The 17,462-nt window shown below is 59.4% G+C and carries 13 protein-coding genes and 2 pseudogenes; 7 read left to right on the top strand and 8 right to left on the bottom strand.

The features are described from left to right. The first annotated feature begins 114 nt into the window (after positions 1-114). Positions 115-804 carry a hypothetical protein gene (locus BN1800_RS05865; RefSeq protein WP_086995386.1) on the top strand — a complete coding sequence of 230 codons (690 nt, stop codon included), beginning with the start codon at positions 115-117 and terminating at the stop codon, positions 802-804. A gap of 76 nt (positions 805-880) precedes the next feature. On the opposite strand, the gene lysS is transcribed toward BN1800_RS05865, so the two are convergent. The 4 genes from lysS to BN1800_RS05845 form a co-directional block, all read right to left on the bottom strand. After that, positions 881-2,377: a lysine--tRNA ligase gene (gene lysS, locus BN1800_RS05860; protein ID WP_086995383.1), complete on the bottom strand. Its 1,497-nt coding sequence runs from the start codon at positions 2,375-2,377 to the stop codon at positions 881-883. A gap of 16 nt (positions 2,378-2,393) precedes the next feature. After that, the gene (gene gltX / locus BN1800_RS05855) at positions 2,394-3,851 is read right to left on the bottom strand and encodes a glutamate--tRNA ligase (protein ID WP_086995380.1); all 1,458 of its coding nucleotides are present in this window, start codon (positions 3,849-3,851) and stop codon (positions 2,394-2,396) included. Positions 3,852-4,046: 195 nt separating this feature from the next. Further along, on the bottom strand, positions 4,047-5,816 hold the full coding sequence (locus tag BN1800_RS05850; RefSeq protein WP_086995377.1) for an SLC13 family permease: 1,770 nt from the start codon (positions 5,814-5,816) through the stop codon (positions 4,047-4,049). Between the two features lie 112 nt (positions 5,817-5,928). Continuing rightward, positions 5,929-6,699: a bestrophin-like domain gene (locus BN1800_RS05845; RefSeq protein ID WP_086995374.1), complete on the bottom strand. Its 771-nt coding sequence runs from the start codon at positions 6,697-6,699 to the stop codon at positions 5,929-5,931. Between the two features lie 131 nt (positions 6,700-6,830). On the opposite strand from BN1800_RS05845, the pseudogene BN1800_RS05840 reads away from it, so the two are divergent. Then, positions 6,831-7,168, top strand: a pseudogene (locus tag BN1800_RS05840) (hypothetical protein). Positions 7,169-7,213: 45 nt separating this feature from the next. Here BN1800_RS05840 and BN1800_RS05835 read toward each other — a convergent pair. The 3 genes and pseudogenes from BN1800_RS05835 to BN1800_RS05825 all read right to left on the bottom strand — a co-directional run bounded on the left by BN1800_RS05835 (position 7,214) and on the right by BN1800_RS05825 (position 9,205). Then, a complete protein-coding gene (locus tag BN1800_RS05835; RefSeq protein ID WP_027507930.1) occupies positions 7,214-7,963 on the bottom strand; it encodes a TerC family protein in 750 nt (249 codons plus the stop codon). A 102-nt stretch (positions 7,964-8,065) separates the two neighbouring features. Beyond that, positions 8,066-8,463: pseudogene (locus tag BN1800_RS05830) on the bottom strand (GyrI-like domain-containing protein); the annotation flags it as partial. 64 nt (positions 8,464-8,527) lie between these two features. Further along, positions 8,528-9,205, bottom strand: coding sequence for a TetR/AcrR family transcriptional regulator (locus BN1800_RS05825; protein WP_086995372.1), 678 nt, complete (start codon positions 9,203-9,205; stop codon positions 8,528-8,530). 155 nt (positions 9,206-9,360) lie between these two features. Between BN1800_RS05825 and BN1800_RS05820 the strand changes: the two genes are divergently transcribed. From BN1800_RS05820 to xylA, 5 genes are all read left to right on the top strand, one after another. Continuing rightward, positions 9,361-10,587 carry an HlyD family secretion protein gene (locus BN1800_RS05820; protein WP_086995369.1) on the top strand — a complete coding sequence of 409 codons (1,227 nt, stop codon included), beginning with the start codon at positions 9,361-9,363 and terminating at the stop codon, positions 10,585-10,587. A 22-nt stretch (positions 10,588-10,609) separates the two neighbouring features. After that, entirely contained in the window at positions 10,610-12,196 is a 1,587-nt protein-coding gene (locus BN1800_RS05815) for a DHA2 family efflux MFS transporter permease subunit (protein ID WP_086995366.1), read from the top strand. 133 nt (positions 12,197-12,329) lie between these two features. Beyond that, a complete protein-coding gene (locus BN1800_RS05810) occupies positions 12,330-13,355 on the top strand; it encodes a LacI family DNA-binding transcriptional regulator (RefSeq protein ID WP_086995363.1) in 1,026 nt (341 codons plus the stop codon). A gap of 16 nt (positions 13,356-13,371) precedes the next feature. Further along, positions 13,372-14,826 (top strand): xylulokinase, encoded by a 1,455-nt coding sequence (xylB, locus tag BN1800_RS05805; protein ID WP_086995361.1) that lies wholly within the window; start codon positions 13,372-13,374, stop codon positions 14,824-14,826. A 180-nt stretch (positions 14,827-15,006) separates the two neighbouring features. Then, positions 15,007-16,317, top strand: coding sequence for a xylose isomerase (gene xylA / locus BN1800_RS05800; RefSeq protein ID WP_086995359.1), 1,311 nt, complete (start codon positions 15,007-15,009; stop codon positions 16,315-16,317). Between the two features lie 48 nt (positions 16,318-16,365). Here xylA and BN1800_RS05795 read toward each other — a convergent pair whose 3' ends face one another. Beyond that, complete coding sequence (locus BN1800_RS05795) at positions 16,366-17,397, bottom strand: LacI family DNA-binding transcriptional regulator (RefSeq protein WP_086995356.1); 1,032 nt, start codon at positions 17,395-17,397, stop codon at positions 16,366-16,368. Between the last annotated feature and the right edge of the window lie 65 nt (positions 17,398-17,462).

Genomic DNA, 17,462 nt, shown 5'->3' with positions numbered 1-17,462 from the left:
TTCAGCCGAATTGGTATGTTTCTTGGAAGACCACTTAAGCATTCCGAAACGTCGTTTGACTAGCTTCACTGGCATGTGTTGCGTTGGAGTTTTTTCGATGGCGGAGCAGTTGGCGTGAAGGCCTTACTGCGCATCTTCCGGCCCTCCCGGAAATTGGTGGTCGTGATCGGCGGAATGGCCCTCTTTGCGGGCGCTTCCGGCGGCGCTGCGCTTTATATCGGCAGGGACAATATTATCGGCCGGTCCCTGGAAGAGCTGAACGGCGTCTCCTGCACCGATGTCAACCTCGTGACCATCAAGAAGCAGGATCGCGTCTGGATCCGCAAATACATCAAGACCGAACCGACCGACGGCATGACGCGGGTGAAGACTGCCTTGCGCGTCGCGCAAGCCGTCTATGAGCAGGAAAAGCCCGATCTGGTGCAGGTTGTGGTTCTCGATGAGAACGGGCCGACGTTGCGTTCGGATATTCGAGGCCGCGCGATCGGCGCAGATGTGGTCTATATCCCGCATCCCGACGAGTTGGTCGAAGGGCTGAACGGCAAACCCTATACTGCCCGCTATTACGATGGTCTGGCGAGCGAGAATGGGCTGTTCTTCGGCGAGCGCATCGACTTGCCAGCCGAAGAGATCCAGGCGCTTAGCGCCTCCTTCAAGCAACGCTCCGATTGTATCGATCCGACCGCCGTCGCCGCAACCGAAAGCGAGAGCAAGATGAAGGACGGCGAGGTGGACGCATCACCGGAAGGCGAAACCGCTTCTTCGCCAGAAAGCGGCAAGGCTGCTCCAGCTTCCGGCCATTAGATCACTCACATGCAAAAGGCGGGCAACCACCGGCCGCCTGCCTTTTTGAATCTGCTTATCTTCGCTAGCCTTGCGCTCAGTCCGCCTTGCTGCGGCGAGCCGGGAAGAGGATGATGTCGCGGATCGAAGGTGAATTCGTAAGCAGCATGATCAGGCGGTCGACGCCGATGCCGAGACCGCCTGCCGGCGGCATGCCTTGGTCGATCGCATCGAGGAATTCGTCGTCCAGCTGCTTTTCTTTCTCGCCGCGCGCGTGTGCCTGCTCCAACTGCTCGACCATGCGCTTGCGCTGCTCTTCCGGGTCGTTGAGCTCCGAGAAGGCATTGCCGAGTTCCCAAGCGTTGCAATAGGTCTCGAAACGCTCGACGAGGCGCGGCTCGCCCGGCACTTCTTTGGCGAAGGGCGAGATGTCCTTCGGGAAATGCGTGACGTGCGCGGGCTGAATCAGTGTGCTTTCGACCTTCTCCTCGAAGATGAAGGCGAGGCATTCGCCCCAGGTCGCGTCCTTTTCAATTTCGAAACCAGCCGCCCTTGTGGCGGCGCGGGCTTCCTCATCGGTCTTGATTGCCAGGAAGTCGATGCCGGTTGCTTCCTTAACGGCATCGGGCATCGGCACGCGGCGGAACGGACCCTTGAAGGAGATCTGCTTGTCGACGAAGGTGAATTCCGTGCTGCCATGGATGGAAATCGCGAGTTCGGCGAACAGGCGTTCCACGAGGTCCATCATGTCCTCGTAGTCGGCGTAGGCCCAGTAGCACTCCATCATGGTGAATTCGGGATTGTGCCTTGTCGAGACGCCTTCGTTGCGGAAGTTGCGGTTGATCTCGAATACCTTGTCGGTGAGACCCGAGACGAGCGTGCGCTTCAGAAAGAGTTCCGGCGCAATGCGCAGGTACATGTCGAGCTTCAGCGCGTTGTGATGCGTCTTGAATGGCTCGGCTGTTGCACCGCCATAGACCGACTGCAACATCGGCGTCTCGACTTCCATGAAGCCGTCGTTCTCCATGAAGCGGCGGATCCCGGAGACGATCTTCGAACGTTGCTGGAAGCGGAGCTTGGATTCCTCGTTGGTCATGATGTCGAGGTGGCGCTTGCGGTAGCGCAGCTCGATGTCAGAGAGGCCATGCCACTTCTCGGGCATCGGCAGCAGCGACTTGGTCAGCATGGTGATCTGCTGAGCGTTGATCGTCAGTTCGCCGCGCTTGGTGCGGCGGACGACGCCAGTCACACCGATGATGTCGCCAATGTCGATCATCGGCAGCAGCGCGCGAGCTTCTTCGCCCGTCACATCCTTGTGGCTGAAAATCTGGATTTTGCCGGAGGCGTCATGGATATCCATGAACATGCCGGAGTTGCGCGAGGAATAGACGCGGCCGGCAACGGTGACGACATCCTGCGTCTCGGTGTCTGGCTCCAGGTCCTCGTATTTCGCAGTAAGTTCGGCATTGGTGATCGTCCGGTGGAAATGCGCCGGATAGACATCGCCGACCTGTTCGCGCAGCAGCTTCAGCTTCTGGGCGCGGACTTCCGTTGCGTCGGAGGAAAGGGTCGCTGTTTCGGTCTTTTCAGTCATGATGCAAACGTCCGGTTCAGTTCTTCGGGCCGACGAGGGAGGCGACTGCCTGCGACGCCAGTTTCAGCCGTTGCCGCACGACCGCGCGGCCGAGGATCGCCATGGAATCGAAGAGGGGCAGCGAACGCGACGAGCCGGAGATGGCAACGAAAAGCGGTGCGACGACCACCTTCAGCTTCTTGCCGATGCGGTCGGCAACGGCACGCAGCTCGGCTTCGATCGACTCGACGTTCCATTCGAGGATCTTTTCGAGGTCCGGCTGCACCGTGTTGAGGATCTCCAGGATCTCTTCCGGCGGCGACTTGATCTTAGCAAAAGCGGACGGATCAAGGTTCAGGTCCGATTTGAACAGGAAACCCATGAGGTCCGGCAATTCGCCGAGCTTGGAGATGCGCGACTGTGAGAGCGCAAGCCCTGCCTTCAGGCGATCGTTTTCCATCGCCCAGTGCAGAACGCGGTGCTGGAATTCCTCTTCCGAAAGCTTCTCGCGGATCCAGCGGCCGTTCAGCCAATCGAGTTTCTGGATATCGAAGATTGCGCCGGCCTTTGAGAGGTTCTCCGGATCGAACTTTTCGGTGAGTTCGTCCATCGTCATCAGCTCTTCGCCTTCGGCGATCTGGACGAAGAACAGGCCGAGGAAGTTCATCAGCGCCTCGGGGATATAGCCGAGTGCGGTGTAGTAAGAGATCGAGGTCGGGTTTTTGCGCTTCGACAGCTTCGACTTGTCGGCATTGCGCATCAGCGACAGATGCATGAACACGGGCGGCTCAAGGCCGAGATACCGGTAGATCAGGATGTGTTTCGGAACCGATGCCAGCCACTCCTCGCCGCGGGCGACGTGGGTGATCTTCATCAGGTGGTCGTCGACGACGTTTGCCATGTGATAGGTCGGCATGCCATCTGCCTTGAGCAGAACTTGCATGTCCACCGCATCCCACGGGATTTCCACGTCGCCATAGACGCCGTCGGTAAATTTGCAGGAACCCTCGGTAGGGATCTTCATACGCACGACGGAGGGTTCGCCCGCTGTCATGCGCGAGCTGACTTCCTCGGCCGAAAGGTTCAGGCAGTGCCCGTCATACTTCGGCGGCAGGTTGGCAGCGCGCTGCGCCTCGCGCATCTTTTCCAGGCGCTCCGGCGTGCAGAAACAACGGAAGCCGTGGCCAGCAGCAACGATCTTCTCGACATATTCGCCGTAGATATGCTTGCGGTCGCTCTGGCGGTACGGGCCATAAGGGCCGCCGACATCCGGGCCTTCCGACCACTTCAGCCCACACCATTTCAGCGCGTCCAGCACCTTCTTTTCGAATTCGGGGGTCGAGCGCGTCGCATCGGTATCCTCGATGCGCAGAATGAACTCGCCGCCGTGCTTCTTGGCGAAAAGGTAATTGAAGAGAGCGATGTAAGCGGTGCCGACATGCGGCTCGCCGGTCGGCGAGGGAGCGATGCGGACGCGGACGCCGGAAGCTGTCATTTTATGTGCCCGTCAAATGAATGCCGGACGGCTTTCCTTGGCGAAAGCGACGTTCGGCGGAAGAATGCAGGTTACTGGATCAGGAAACCGGCCGGATAAGGGCATTCTGCCCAGTTCATCCGCCGATTGTCCGTTTGGCTGGCCTTAAGGCCATATTCGACCGCGCACGTCAAGGAAAATGGGCAGTACCCTGCCTCAGTGGACAGGCCAGACGTGGAGAAGCATCGGCACGCTGACGAGAATGATGATGAAGGAGAGCGGCAAGCCAAGGCGCGGATAGTCGCTGAACCGGTAGCCACCGGGGCCGAAGACCAGCGTATTACACTGATGACCAATCGGCGTGAGGAAATCGCAGCCTGCGCCGATCGCAACCGCCATTAGGAAGGCTTCCGGCCTGTACCCTAGCGTCTGCGCGAAGCTCGCGGCGATCGGTGCCATGACAAGCACGGTTGCCGCATTGTTGAGGAAGGGTGTTATCGCCATCGCCGTTATGAGGATTAGCGCAAGCGCTCCGGAAGGCGGCATCTGGGTCGCAAAGTGACCAAGCCACCCGGCGATCAGCTCGCTGCCGCCCGTCGTCCTCAGGGAGTCCGAGACGGGAATGAGCGCCGCCAGCATGATGAGAATTGGCCCATCAAGCGATTTGTATATCTCGGCCAAAGGGATCACGCGGAAGATGACCATGGAAAGGGCCGCGCAGAAGAAGGCAACGGAAACCGGGGCGAGCCCTGCGGCAGTCACACCCATGGCCGCGACAAGGATGAGGATCGGCATAAAGGCGCGGCGCTGCGTGCCTAGCATGATATCGCGCTGCGCCAACGGCAGGCACGAGAATTCCTGCAGAAAGCCCGGCAGGTTCTTTCGGCTTCCCTGAAGCACCACAACGTCGCCCGCGCGCAATGTGACCTCACTTAGCCGCTCGGTCAGACGATGGCCATGGCGGCTCACGGCCAGCAGGTTGATGCGCCGCCGGTTGAAGAGTGAAAGCTGGCGCGCCGACCAGCCAATGAGCGACGATTCCGCCGAAATGACGGCTTCAATTGACGTGACGTCGCCTTCCGCCCTCATCTGCGGCATCTGCTTTCCCGAGAGCCTCAACTTGGCGTTGGAAACGACACGATCGAGGACTTCTGGTCTTCCCTCAAGCAGGATGGTGTCGCCGGCCCTAAGCGTGATATCCGGAAAGGGCGACATCCGGGCATGGCCTCGAAGGATCGCTGTCGCCACGACTTCTCCATCACCCAACTGCAGGATCTCGTTGAGCGCCCTCCCATCGAAGCTGGAACCCTCGACCACGCTCGCCTCGGAAAAGTAGGTCTTCAGATCGAGCGCTTCTTCCAGCGTTGGATTCTCGTTCTGCCGTTCGGGCACCAGCCAATAAAAGAAGATCAAGAACGCGACGCCGACGAGCGTTAGCGTTGCGCCGACGGGCGTGAAATCGAACATGGTAAAGGGGGTGCCGGTGATCTCGTCACGCAGCCGCGATACGACGATGTTCGGTGAGGTGCCGATCTGCGTCATCAGGCCGCCGAGCAAGGCCGCGAAGCTCATCGGCATCAGGTAGAGCGAGGGCGACTTGCCAGTTTTCCTTGAGAACTGGAACGCGACGGGAATCATGATCGCCAGCGCACCGATATTCTTGATGAAGGCGGAAAGCACTGCGACGACGATCAGAAGAAGCGCCAACTGCAGATGCAGTTTGTCGAGGTTCGGGAAGAAGCGTTTGATGGCGTTGTCGACGACGCCGGAACGCGCTACGCCCGCACTTACCATCAGCGCGCTACCGACGATGATGACGATCTCGTCGCTGAAGCCGGAAAAGGCCTTGTCGAAGGGAACAATGCCCACTGCGATGGCCAATACCAGCGCGCAACAGGCAACGAGATCATAGCGGAACCGGTCCCAGATGAAGATTGCCATCATCAGGCCAATAACGCCGAAGGCGAGAATCTGCGCAGTAGTCATGCTGCTCCAGGACTCGGACCGATCGGCGGAAGAAGATCCGCCCTCGGACAGTAAATGTGACGCTTGCGTGGCTTATCAATGCGGCGGCGCGATCAATGTTCCTGCCACCTTCCTAGCTCTTTATTTCGGCAAGTGCCCGCTGAAGTGGTGCATCGGAAATCTGGATCAATCCCGCAAAGGGGATGTCCATATCCAGGACGAGATACAGCGAGGCCGAAATAAGCAGCGCAGACATGACGAACATTGCGGCAACAATGATATTCTTGGGTGCCCGGTAGCCGAAGCTCGCAAAGATCAGGGTAAGCCAGGCAGCGAGCATGCAGATGATAGGTAGGGGGATGACCCCTTCCGACTGCTCGACGATGACCCATCGCTGCTCGACGATCTTCTGATATTGCTGGCGTGCGTTATCCCACAGAGCGACATGACCGGCATCGATAGGACTGATCACCGACAAACGATCGCCTACGCCGTTTAGGGCTAGTTCCGACGCCCGATCGCTTCTGACGAGCGAGCCGTCGATACGCGCCGTATTGGTCAATGCTTTTTCGACATAGGCAACAAGACTTTGTCGGGCGTCATGAGCTTCGAGGCCATAGGTGCGCAACGTTCGATCGAGAAGAATGATCTCGGTAGCGAAGGAATGAACGTTGTTGTCAAGTGCTTCGAATGTGTTCTTCGCCGAGTTGATCATCAGCCCGAATACGAGGGAGGTCATCACAACGAAAATATTGGCGACCAGCCGGACGACAGTGTTGGTTTCATCCTGGCGGTGATGTGCAGGCAACTTCGAATAGCCCAGCATCGTTCCGAGCGAAGCGATCACGAGGCAGGCGAAAACCAAGGCCGCTACAAGCACTTCCCGCACGGTTCCTCCCCCCATAGAATGTGCTGTCCTTCGCATGCAAACTAGCTGCTTTGAGATGATTTGCCCACTATGCGGACCATCAACCCGCTGGACAAACGAAGGTGCGGGTATCGTTTTCGCTTCGGGATTCGAGCTGGAGAATGGCTATGACTGATCTTTTGAACGTATCGGCAAAGTTGGCCGATGGCCGTGAAACGACGCTGAGCGACTATCGCGGCAAGGTGATGCTGGTCGTCAACGTTGCCTCGAAATGCGGCTTGACCAAACAATATGACGGCCTCGAAAAGCGCTGTGAAGACAAGCGCGAGCGCGGCTTCGTTATCGCGGCCTTCCCGGCCAAGGCGAAGATACGCACCCGCTCTATCAGCGTCTGACCACCGCTGGCCGCAGTGGGAAGGTCGTCGCCCGCTTCGCGCCGGATATCACGGCAGAGGATCAGCGGCTGGTGTCGGCGATCGACAGGAAACTCGTCAGGGCTGGCTGAACAAAAGCAAAGGGCGCGGTGTTGCCGCGCCCCGCTTCAATTTCGTCAATGCCCGCCGGCCTTCTTCCGCATTCGGGCGTTTCTCGCGAACATATTCAAGATTTCGACCAGCGCCGAGAAGGCCATGGCGGCATAGACATAGCCCTTCGGCACATGGAAACCCATGCCATCGGCGATCAGCGTCGTGCCAATCATCAAAAGGAAGGCGAGCGCCAGCATGACGATCGTTGGGTTCTTCTCGATGAAATTTGCAAGCGGCGCTGCTGCAAACAGCATTACTGTCACCGCTGAGATGACCGCGATGATCATGATCGGCAGGTGCGGCGTCATGCCGACAGCGGTGATGATGCTGTCCACCGAGAAAACAAGATCGAGTAGCAGGATCTGGCCGATCGCCGCCGCAAATCCCGTCGTCGCCGAACTCGCGATGAAATCCTCGTTGTGATCCTCCGGATCGACACTGTGGTGGATTTCCTTGGTGGCCTTCCATACGAGGAACAACCCGCCGGCAATCAGAATCATGTCCTTCCACGAGAAGCCGTGACCGAAAGCCTCGAAAACAGGCGTGGTGAGCTGGACGATCCAAGCCACGGTGCCAAGCAATGCAAGACGCATGACGAGCGCGAGGCTGATGCCCACCTTGCGGGCCTTGTCACGATGCTCGACCGGCAACTTATTGGTGAGAATGGAAATGAAGATCAGGTTGTCGATACCGAGAACGACTTCCATGACAACCAGGGTCACCAGAGCCACCCAGGCTGCCGGATCCTGAACAAGCATCATGATATCTTGCATATCGATATTTTTCCTCGCGCCATCAAATCTGACGCCCCGCAATTTAAGGTGAAGGCGCCAAGAAACAAGCGCGCAGGGGGATATACGAAAGCGGGAAGGCTTTTATTCCCTCACCCGTATCCAGACTTCCGTGACGCCCATGCCGGTATGGGGATCAAAATGCTCGTCGTAACGCCCGAACATGTCCGGCATCTCGGCGTGCTGCAGACCCGAGGAGGGGAGCCAAATCCCAAGGTATGATGCATCGTTGCCGGAATAGCGGAAACGTGACCGCGATGGGTGACGACAGTGTAGCGCTGACTTGGCACCTGCGTAGTAAAACCCTCCCGCAGGTCGCCCGTGTCTGTGACTTCGGCACCTGCCACATAGCGGAACTTCTCGGCTTCTCCTTCGATATGCGTGCAGATGCCATAGGCGGCGATACCGCGCTGGCCGGGAATATTGCCGCCGAAATAGGTATTTAACTTCTGCCAAAGCGAGGGAATCGCGGTATTGCCGCCCGCGAGGCAGGGCTTGATCGCTATTGTTGGATTTTAGTGCGACGCCGGGCGAAATCGAAGGCGTTTAGGCCGACCGGTTCTGGTGAGTGCCGTAAGCCGCAAGGAAAACGCGGATCGCGCCGCGGATGATACGGCTCATCTCTTCTTCGGAGGGAGGACCCGCCATGTCGCCCAAGAGGCGTAGCTTGAAGAAGCCTCCGCCGCAAAGTTCCAGGAACTGGCGCGCCGCGAGTTCGACATCCTCGATCACAAAATGCCCGGCGGCGACCTGCGTCTTCAGATAGTCGGTGAGGACGGTCCGGATGTTCTCGGGGCCGGTGAAGAAGCGTTGACAGAGGTGCGGCATGCGGTCGCGCACCCCGATGACGGTGCGTATAGCATTGATGACCTTTTCTTCGGTCGTGTGCCGGACGAAGGTCATGCCGAAATCATAAAGAGCCGTATCCGGGTCAGGATTTGCATTGAGAGCCGCACGCACGCTGGCGACAAAGGCGGCGCGCTCGGTCTCCATCATCGCGGTAAAAAGTTCTTCCTTGTTCGCGAAGTAGACGTAGAGCGTTCCTTTTGAAACACCTGCCTCGCGCGTCACGTCGTTCATGCTCGCGGCATCGAAACCGAGTTTCATGAAGACACGCTTGGCTCCTTCGAGGATCTGTTTGCGCTTTGCCGGATCCTCTCCCGCCGCCCATCGGCCGCTCGCAGCCGGGGCTTCTACGACGGAATCTTTGAAAACCTCTGTCATCGTCTCCTTAACCACGTTCGCACTCGCGAAGATTCTTTAGCAAAAATCGAACCGCGCGGTTCGATGTGACTTGATATGGCTTTAAAAAGGCTCTATGTCAACTGAACCGAACCGTTCAGTTCGATCATTATCACTCGTTTACCCGGTATCTGTTCATGTCGTCCAGTCAGAAAACCAATGTTGCACGCATTGTTAGCGATTCCGCCGAGGCCGAAGCGGCCAAGCCGGAAGCCGTAGCCTCCGCGGACGCCCCCACCGCGGAGGCTCGCGGCGCTCCGCAGGTGCAGAGCGTTGAGGCGATGCCTGATGGCAAGGTCGAGGAAAAGAAGAAGCGCCGCAGCCTGGCGCTGCCGGTCATTGCGCTTGCCCTCCTCGCAGGCGGTGCATGGTACGGCTACGAATGGTGGACGAACGGCCGCTTCATGGTCTCGACCGATGACGCCTATATCGAAGGCGATATCGCAACGATCTCGCCGAAGGTCACCGGCTATGTCGCCAAGGTGAACGTCTTCGCCAACCAGCAGGTGAAGGCCGGTGACGTGCTCGCCACGCTCGACAATGGCGATTATCAGAATGCGCTCGAACAGGCCGAAGCCCAGATCGCGACTGAAAAGCTGTCGCTGAGCCGTATCGACGCGCAGATCGAGGGCGCCAAGGCGGCGCTTGCGCAGGCGCAGGCTTCCAAGGTCGCTCTCGAGGCAGCGGTTCGCGGCGCCGAGATCACTCAAAAGCGGCAGTCGGAGCTTCAGGCGAAAGCGGTCGGCACGACAGCCGATCTCGACAACGCCAACATCGCTCTCGACCAGGCCAAGGCCAATCTCATCGGCGGAGATGCCAGCATCAAGTCATCGGAAGCCAACATCGCCATTCTCGAAGCGCAGCGCAAGGAAGCCGAAGGTTCGGTCCGCACGCTCGAACTTCAGCGGGACAAGGCTGCCCGTGACCTCTCCTTCACTGTCCTCAAGGCGCCTTATGATGGCGTCGTCGGCAACCGTTCGGTTCAGGAAGGCGACCTCGTTTCGCCGGGGCAGCGTCTGATGGCGCTCGTTCCAGTGCGTCAGCTCTATATCGACGCCAATTTCAAGGAAACGCAGATCCAGCACCTGGTTCCAGGCTCTAGAGTCAACGTGCATGTCGATGCCTACGACGATCATCCGATCGTCGGCACCGTGGAGTCGATTTCGCCGGCTTCCGGCTCGGTCTTCTCGCTGCTGCCGCCGGAGAATGCGACGGGCAATTTCACCAAGATCATCCAGCGCGTCCCGGTCCGCATTGCCCTGTCTCAGGATGCGCTTAACAGCGGCCGTCTGCGCGCCGGTCTGAGCGTCGTCGTCGATGTCGATACCCGCACGGCGCCGGCTGCAGAGCAGGCAGCAAAGTGATCAGCCAGCCGGAGTAGGGCCAATGGCTACCACCACCGCTACAGCAGGAGCCATTCCGGGCGCCGGTGCCGAAGAGCGAATGGACCCGCGCAAGCTCATCGCGTTCTTTGCGATGGTGCTTGGCATGTTCATGTCGATCCTCGACATCCAGATCGTCTCTGCATCGCTCGCGGAAATTCAGGCCGGCCTTTCCGCCGGCTCGGATGAGATCGGCTGGGTGCAGACGTCCTACCTGATTGCGGAAGTCATCATGATTCCGCTGTCGGGCACTCTCGCGCGCATCATCTCGACACGCTACCTTTTCGCGATCTCAGCTGCCGGTTTCACGCTGTCGAGCGTGCTCTGCGCAACGGCAACGAACATCGACCAGATGATAGTCTACCGCGCCATCCAGGGCTTTATCGGCGGCGGCATGATCCCATCGGTCTTTGCGGCAGCCTTCACCATCTTCCCGCCGTCGAAGCGCAGCATCGTCTCGCCGATCATCGGCCTGATCGCCACGCTTGCGCCGACGATCGGCCCGACCGTCGGCGGTTATCTCAGTCACGCCTTCTCGTGGCACTGGCTGTTTCTCGTCAACGTCATTCCCGGCATTGTGGTGGCGACCGTCACCTGGAATTTCATCGATTTCGACAAACCGGAACTGTCGCTCTTCAGGAAATTCGACTGGTGGGGGCTCCTCTCCATGGGCATCTTCCTCGGCGCACTGGAATACGTGCTGGAGGAAGGCAGTTCGAACGACTGGTTCAACGATGACTATATCGTCGCCGGTGCTGTGGCTTCCGCGGCAGGCGCGATCATCTTCTTCTATCGCGCCTTCACCGTGGACTTTCCCGTCGTCGACCTCAGGGCCTTTACCAACAGGAATTTCTCCTTCGGTTCCGTGTTCTCATTCGTCATGGGGATCGGGCTATACGGCCTCACCTATATCTACCCGGTCTATCTGGGGCGCATCCGCGGCTACGATTCGCTGATGATCGGCGAGACCATGTTCGTCTCTGGGCTTGCGATGTTCCTCACCGCACCGATCGCTGGCCGGTTGTCGACAAAGATGGACCTGCGCCTGATGATGGCAATCGGCTTTACCAGCTTCGCGGCCGGTACCTTCATCATGACACATCTGACGGATGACTGGGATTTCTACGAGCTCCTCATCCCGCAGATCCTGCGCGGCTTCGGGTTGATGATGTGCATGGTGCCAATCAACAACATCGCGCTCGGCACGATGCCGCCTTCACGTATTCGTGGTGCGTCCGGACTGTTCAACCTGACTCGTAACCTCGGCGGGGCTGTCGGCCTTGCGGTGATCAATACGGTGCTGACCAATCGGCAGGACGTGCACTATGAGCGCCTGCGCGAAAACATTGACTGGGGAAATCCGGCCGCGGTCGACCAGATCAACAACCTGACTGCCAACTTCAATTCCTATGGCATGGACGGGGCGTCGGTTGCCATCAAGCAGATGGTCGGGCTTGCCACCAAACAGGCGATCATCCTCTCCTTCAGTGACGTATTCCTGATCCTGACGGTACTTTTCATGGCCATGATCCTCGGCGTCGCGATGATCAAGAAGCCGGCACCTCAGGGCGGTGGCGGCGGAGGCCACTGAGCGTTCAAAGAAATGAAATTACGGCCGGCTTGGAAAAACCAATGCCGGCCGTTTTATGTGCGTTTGGCAACTGCCAAAAAAATTTGATTTACGTACATCAGATTTGGAGTTAATGGTTTCATCAGGAGGAGCGATGAGGCCTACAGTTCATGATATCGCCGCTGCGGCAGGGGTCAGTCTCGCGACCGTCGATCGCGTGCTGAACCAGCGCCCCGGTGTCCGCCGCATCACACGCGAGAAGGTGGAAACGGCAATCCGCAAGATCGGTTATGTCCGCGATGTCGCTGCCGCCAATCTTGCCAAGGGCCGCACTTATCCGCTGGGTTTTATCCTGCCTGCCTCCGACAATTCCTTCATGCACGGCCTCAACGCCGAAATCCGCGAAGCGATGATCCGCTCGCCGGCCGAGAGGACGAGCATCCGGACGGTTGAAGTTGCCGCCTTCGATCCCGCTGCTCTGGTCGCGGCACTCGAAAAACTTGCCGATGAACGTCCGGCCGGGATCGCGCTCGTCGCCATCGATGCACCGGAAGTGGTCGCCGCAGTCGACAAGCTGGTAGCCGTCGGCATTCCTGTCGTGACGCTGGTTTCGGACCTCACAGGATCCCGCCGACATCACTATGCGGGTATCGACAATATCGCCGCCGGAAGAACCGCAGCGCGTCTTCTCGGACGCTTTCTTGGCGATGCCGAGGGCGAGGTGGCAGTGCTTGCGGGTTCCATGCTGGTGCGCGACCATCGCGAGCGGCTGGAAGGCTTCGCCGCGTTGATGGCGCAGGAATTTCCAAAGCTTTCCGTCCGGCCGGTCCTCGAAGGCCGCGACGATCCCGAACTGGCGCATATGCTGGTCGCCGATGCCTTGGCCAAGCACGAGCGGGTGATTGGCGTCTACAGCTTGGGCGCCGGCAACCGTGGCCTTATCAGAGCGCTGAAGGCGAAAGCATCATGCCGCACTTTGACGGTCGTTGCCCATGAGTTGACCGTCCATACACGCGCGGCCCTCATCGACGGCACGATCGATGCAATCCTCAATCAGAACGCCGGCCACGAGGTGCGCAGCGCAATCCGGGTTCTTAAAGCAAAGGCCGACGGGCTTGCCGTCATCGATGCGCAAGAGCGCATCCGCCTCGACATATTCCTGAAAGACAATCTGCCGTAACGGCAAGGAGAATGACATGTATCTGGGTCTCGATCTCGGAACCTCGGGCGTCAAGGCGATGCTCATCGACGGCAATCAGAAGATCATCGGCTCGGCGAATGGTTCGCTCGAGGTTGCGCGTCCGCATTCCGGCTGGTCGGAACAAGAACCGTCGCATTGGATTCGTGCGACGGAGGAGGCAGTAGCGGGCCTGAAGGGCAAACATCCGAAGGAATTTGCGGCCGTCAAGGGTGTTGGCCTTTCCGGCCAGATGCACGGCGCGACGCTGCTCGACGCCGATGACAAGGTGCTTCGTCCCTGCATTCTCTGGAACGATACGCGTTCTCACGTTGAGGCTGCAGCGCTGGATGCGGATGCGAGGTTCCGTAGGCTCACCGGTAACATCGTCTTTCCCGGCTTCACCGCGCCGAAGCTTGCCTGGATCGCCAAAAACGAGCCGGAAGTCTTCGCCAAGGTACGCTGGGTGCTGCTGCCGAAGGACTATTTGCGGCTCTGGCTGACCGGTGAGCACATGTCGGAAATGTCGGACTCGGCAGGCACGTCATGGCTCGACACTGGCAAGCGCAAATGGTCGCCGGAGCTTCTGGCTGCGACGGGTCTCGACGAGAATCAGATGCCTAAGCTGGTCGAAGGGACTGAGCAGGCCGGCAAACTACGCGGCGAACTTGCCGCCAAGTGGGGCATTGCGGGCGATGTCGTCGTTGCCGGCGGGGCAGGGGACAATGCGGCATCTGCCTGCGGCATGGGCACGGTCAGTCATGGGGCGGCCTTCGTCTCGCTCGGCACCTCCGGCGTTCTTTTCGCGGCGAATTCCGCCTATCTGCCGAAGCCAGAGAGTGCGGTCCATGCCTTCTGCCACGCACTGCCGAACACCTGGCATCAGATGGGCGTCATTCTCTCGGCCACCGATGCCTTGAACTGGCATTCGAACGTCACCGGCAAATCCGCCGCAGACCTCACGAACGAACTCGGCGAGGCGCTGAAGGCACCATCCGGCGTCACCTTTCTTCCTTATCTTTCAGGCGAGCGCACGCCGCACAATGATGCCGTCATACGCGGCGCCTTCATCGGCCTTGAGCATGAAAGCAGCCGGGTGGTGCTGACGCAGGCGGTGCTCGAAGGCGTGTCCTTCGCCATCCGCGACAATCTTGAAGCCCTGCGTTCGGCAGGCACGGATATTTCCCGCGTTACCGCCATCGGTGGCGGTTCACGCTCGCGCTACTGGCTGGCGTCGATCGCAACGGCGCTTGGCGTCCCGGTAGACCTGCCGGCGGACGGCGATTTCGGCGCGGCCTTCGGTGCCGCCCGCCTCGGCCTGATTGCGGCCACACGTGCCGATCCGGTTGCCGTATGCACGCCGCCAAAGACGGCAGGAACGATCGAGCCGGTCGCGGCTTTGAGCGGTACGTATGAGGATGCCTACAGACGCTACCGGGCGCTTTATCCGGCGATCAAATCGCTGGTGCATTAGTTCGGATAGCCCCCTCACACTACCCTCTCCCCGAGGGGAGAGGGGGAGCCTCGCAGAACCGGCTTCGAAAGAGGCGCGATGTTGCAGCGGGTCTCTTCTCCCAACTGGGAGAAGGTGCCGGCAGGCGGACGAGGGGGCCGTCTGGCAGAACAACAATTTGAAACCCAAGGAGACAAAACCATGAGCACCGGATTTTTCGGCGACATCCAGAAAGTGAAATATGAAGGGCCGGATAGCACCAATCCGCTGGCCTTCCGCCACTACCAGCCCGACGAAATTGTCATGGGCAAGCGCATGGAAGACCATCTGCGCTTCGCGGTTGCCTACTGGCACACTTTCACCTGGCCGGGTGGCGACCCCTTCGGCGGCCAGACCTTCCTGCGTCCGTGGTTCGAAGACACGATGAAGGCTGCGAAGCTAAAGGCCGACGTCGCTTTCGAATTCTTCCAACTGCTCGGAACGCCGTTCTATTGCTTCCATGACGCCGACGTGCGTCCGGAAGGCAAGAACTTTGCGGAGAACACGAAGAACCTCAACGAGATCGTCGACTACTTCGCCGAGAAGCAGGTGGCGTCCGGCGTCAAGCTGCTCTGGGGCACAGCGAATCTCTTCTCCAACCGCCGCTTCATGTCCGGGGCTGCGACCAATCCGGATCCGGATGTCTTTGCATTTTCGGCTGCGACGGTGAAGACCTGCATGGATGCGACGCAGAAGCTCGGCGGCGAAAACTACGTTCTATGGGGCGGCCGCGAAGGCTATGAGACGCTGCTGAACACTGATCTCATGCGCGAACTCGACCAGCTCGGCCGCTTCCTCAACCTCGTCGTCGAATACAAGCACAAGATCGGCTTCAAGGGCACGATCCTCATCGAGCCGAAGCCGCAGGAGCCGACCAAGCACCAGTACGACTACGATGTTGCGACGGTTTACGGCTTCCTGAAGAAGAACGGCCTCGAAAACGAAGTGAAGGTCAACATCGAGCAGGGCCATGCGATCCTCGCCGGCCATTCCTTCGAGCACGAGCTGGCGCTTGCCAACGCGCTCGGCATCTTCGGCTCGATTGACATGAACCGCAACGATTACCAGTCCGGCTGGGATACTGACCAGTTCCCGAACAACGTTCCGGAAATGGCGCTCGCCTACTACCACGTCCTGGCAGGCGGCGGCTTCAAGACCGGCGGCACGAACTTCGACTCCAAGCTCCGCCGCCAGTCGCTCGATCCGGAAGACTTGCTGATCGGCCACATCGGCGGCATGGATTGCTGCGCCCGCGGTCTCAAGGCGGCGGCCAAAATGATCGAGGACAAGGCTCTCTCCAAGCCGCTCGAAGACCGTTACGCCGGCTGGAACACCGCCGAAGGCCAAAAGCTGCTGCGCGGCGAATACTCGCTGGAGCAGATCGCCGGTTGGGTCGAGAGCAAAGACATCAATCCGCAACCGAAGTCCGGAAAGCAGGAACTGCTGGAAAACGTCGTCAACCGCTACGTTTGAGCGATGCGGCCGGCGGCAGCTTTCATTCGGCTGCCGCCGCCGTCTGTCCTACTTCCACGTCCAGTTGCGCGAGGGCGCGGAGACCGAGTTGCGGACCACCAGATCGGGTCTGAGCAGGATTTCTGTCTCGGCTGGCTGGCCGTCTGACAGGAGTTCGAGCAGGAGCGCCATGGCATGCTTGCCGATGGCTGTGCGTGGCTGGCGGATCGTCGTCAGCGATGGCGATATGAAGACCGCCTGCGGCACGTCGTCGAAGCCGGTCACGGAAAAATCCCGTGGAATATCGTAGCCGCGCGCACCGAGGCCTATTATCACGCCGATCGCTGTCTGATCGTTGACGCACATGAAGGCCGTCGGCAGGGTATCGCGCATGAAAAGTTGTTCGACCGCCAGTCGTCCGCTTTCGATCGTGCCGTCACCTTCGAAGACAATTCGAAGATCGGCACCGATGCCTGCGGCATCCAGTCCCGCGTCATAACCCATGCGCCGTCGGCTATAGGCCAGGCGGGTGCGCGAATCGCCGATGAAGGCGATCTTCTGGTGGCCCTCAGCAATCAGCAGATCAACTGCCTTGCGGGCTCCGGCGGTATCGTCGACGCCGACATAGGGAATACCACCGTTGAAGACCGGCTCGAATACGCCAACGCTGGGCGGCAGGCGCGCCGTCATCGTCTGATGGCCGAAGGGCAGGATGCCGGTGAAGAGGATCAGCCCGGCCGCTTGGTTGGAATTCAGGAATTTCAGATATTCGAGGCCGCGTTGCGCATCATTCTGCGTATGGCCGATAAGGATGCCGTAGCCATGTGCGCGCGCCTCATTCTCCAGTCCGATCAAGATGTTGGAGAAATTCGGATCGCCGATGTCAGGCGCGACGACAAGAATCATGTTCGAGCGCCCGAGCCGCAGGCTGCGCGCCATCGCATTCGTTGTGTAGCCGGTGATGGCGATTGCCTGATTGACTTTGAGGCGCGTCGAGTTCGCGACTTTCTCAGGCATATGGATTGCGCGGGAGACCGTTGCAATCGAAACCTGGGCAATTCGGGCGACATCTTCGATTGTTGCGGGGCTGGAATTCGACACTGCGCTCTGCCTTGGGTCTCGTCTTGACCCGGGACACTACACAGACTTCCCCGAAGGTCAAAGGC

Origin of the sequence: Rhizobium sullae (genome assembly GCF_900169785.1) — a bacterium.
In the GTDB taxonomy this organism is placed as follows: domain Bacteria; phylum Pseudomonadota; class Alphaproteobacteria; order Rhizobiales; family Rhizobiaceae; genus Rhizobium; species Rhizobium sullae.
Note: the sequence above shows the minus strand (reverse complement) of the source record. Positions and strands in the feature narration are given on the sequence as shown.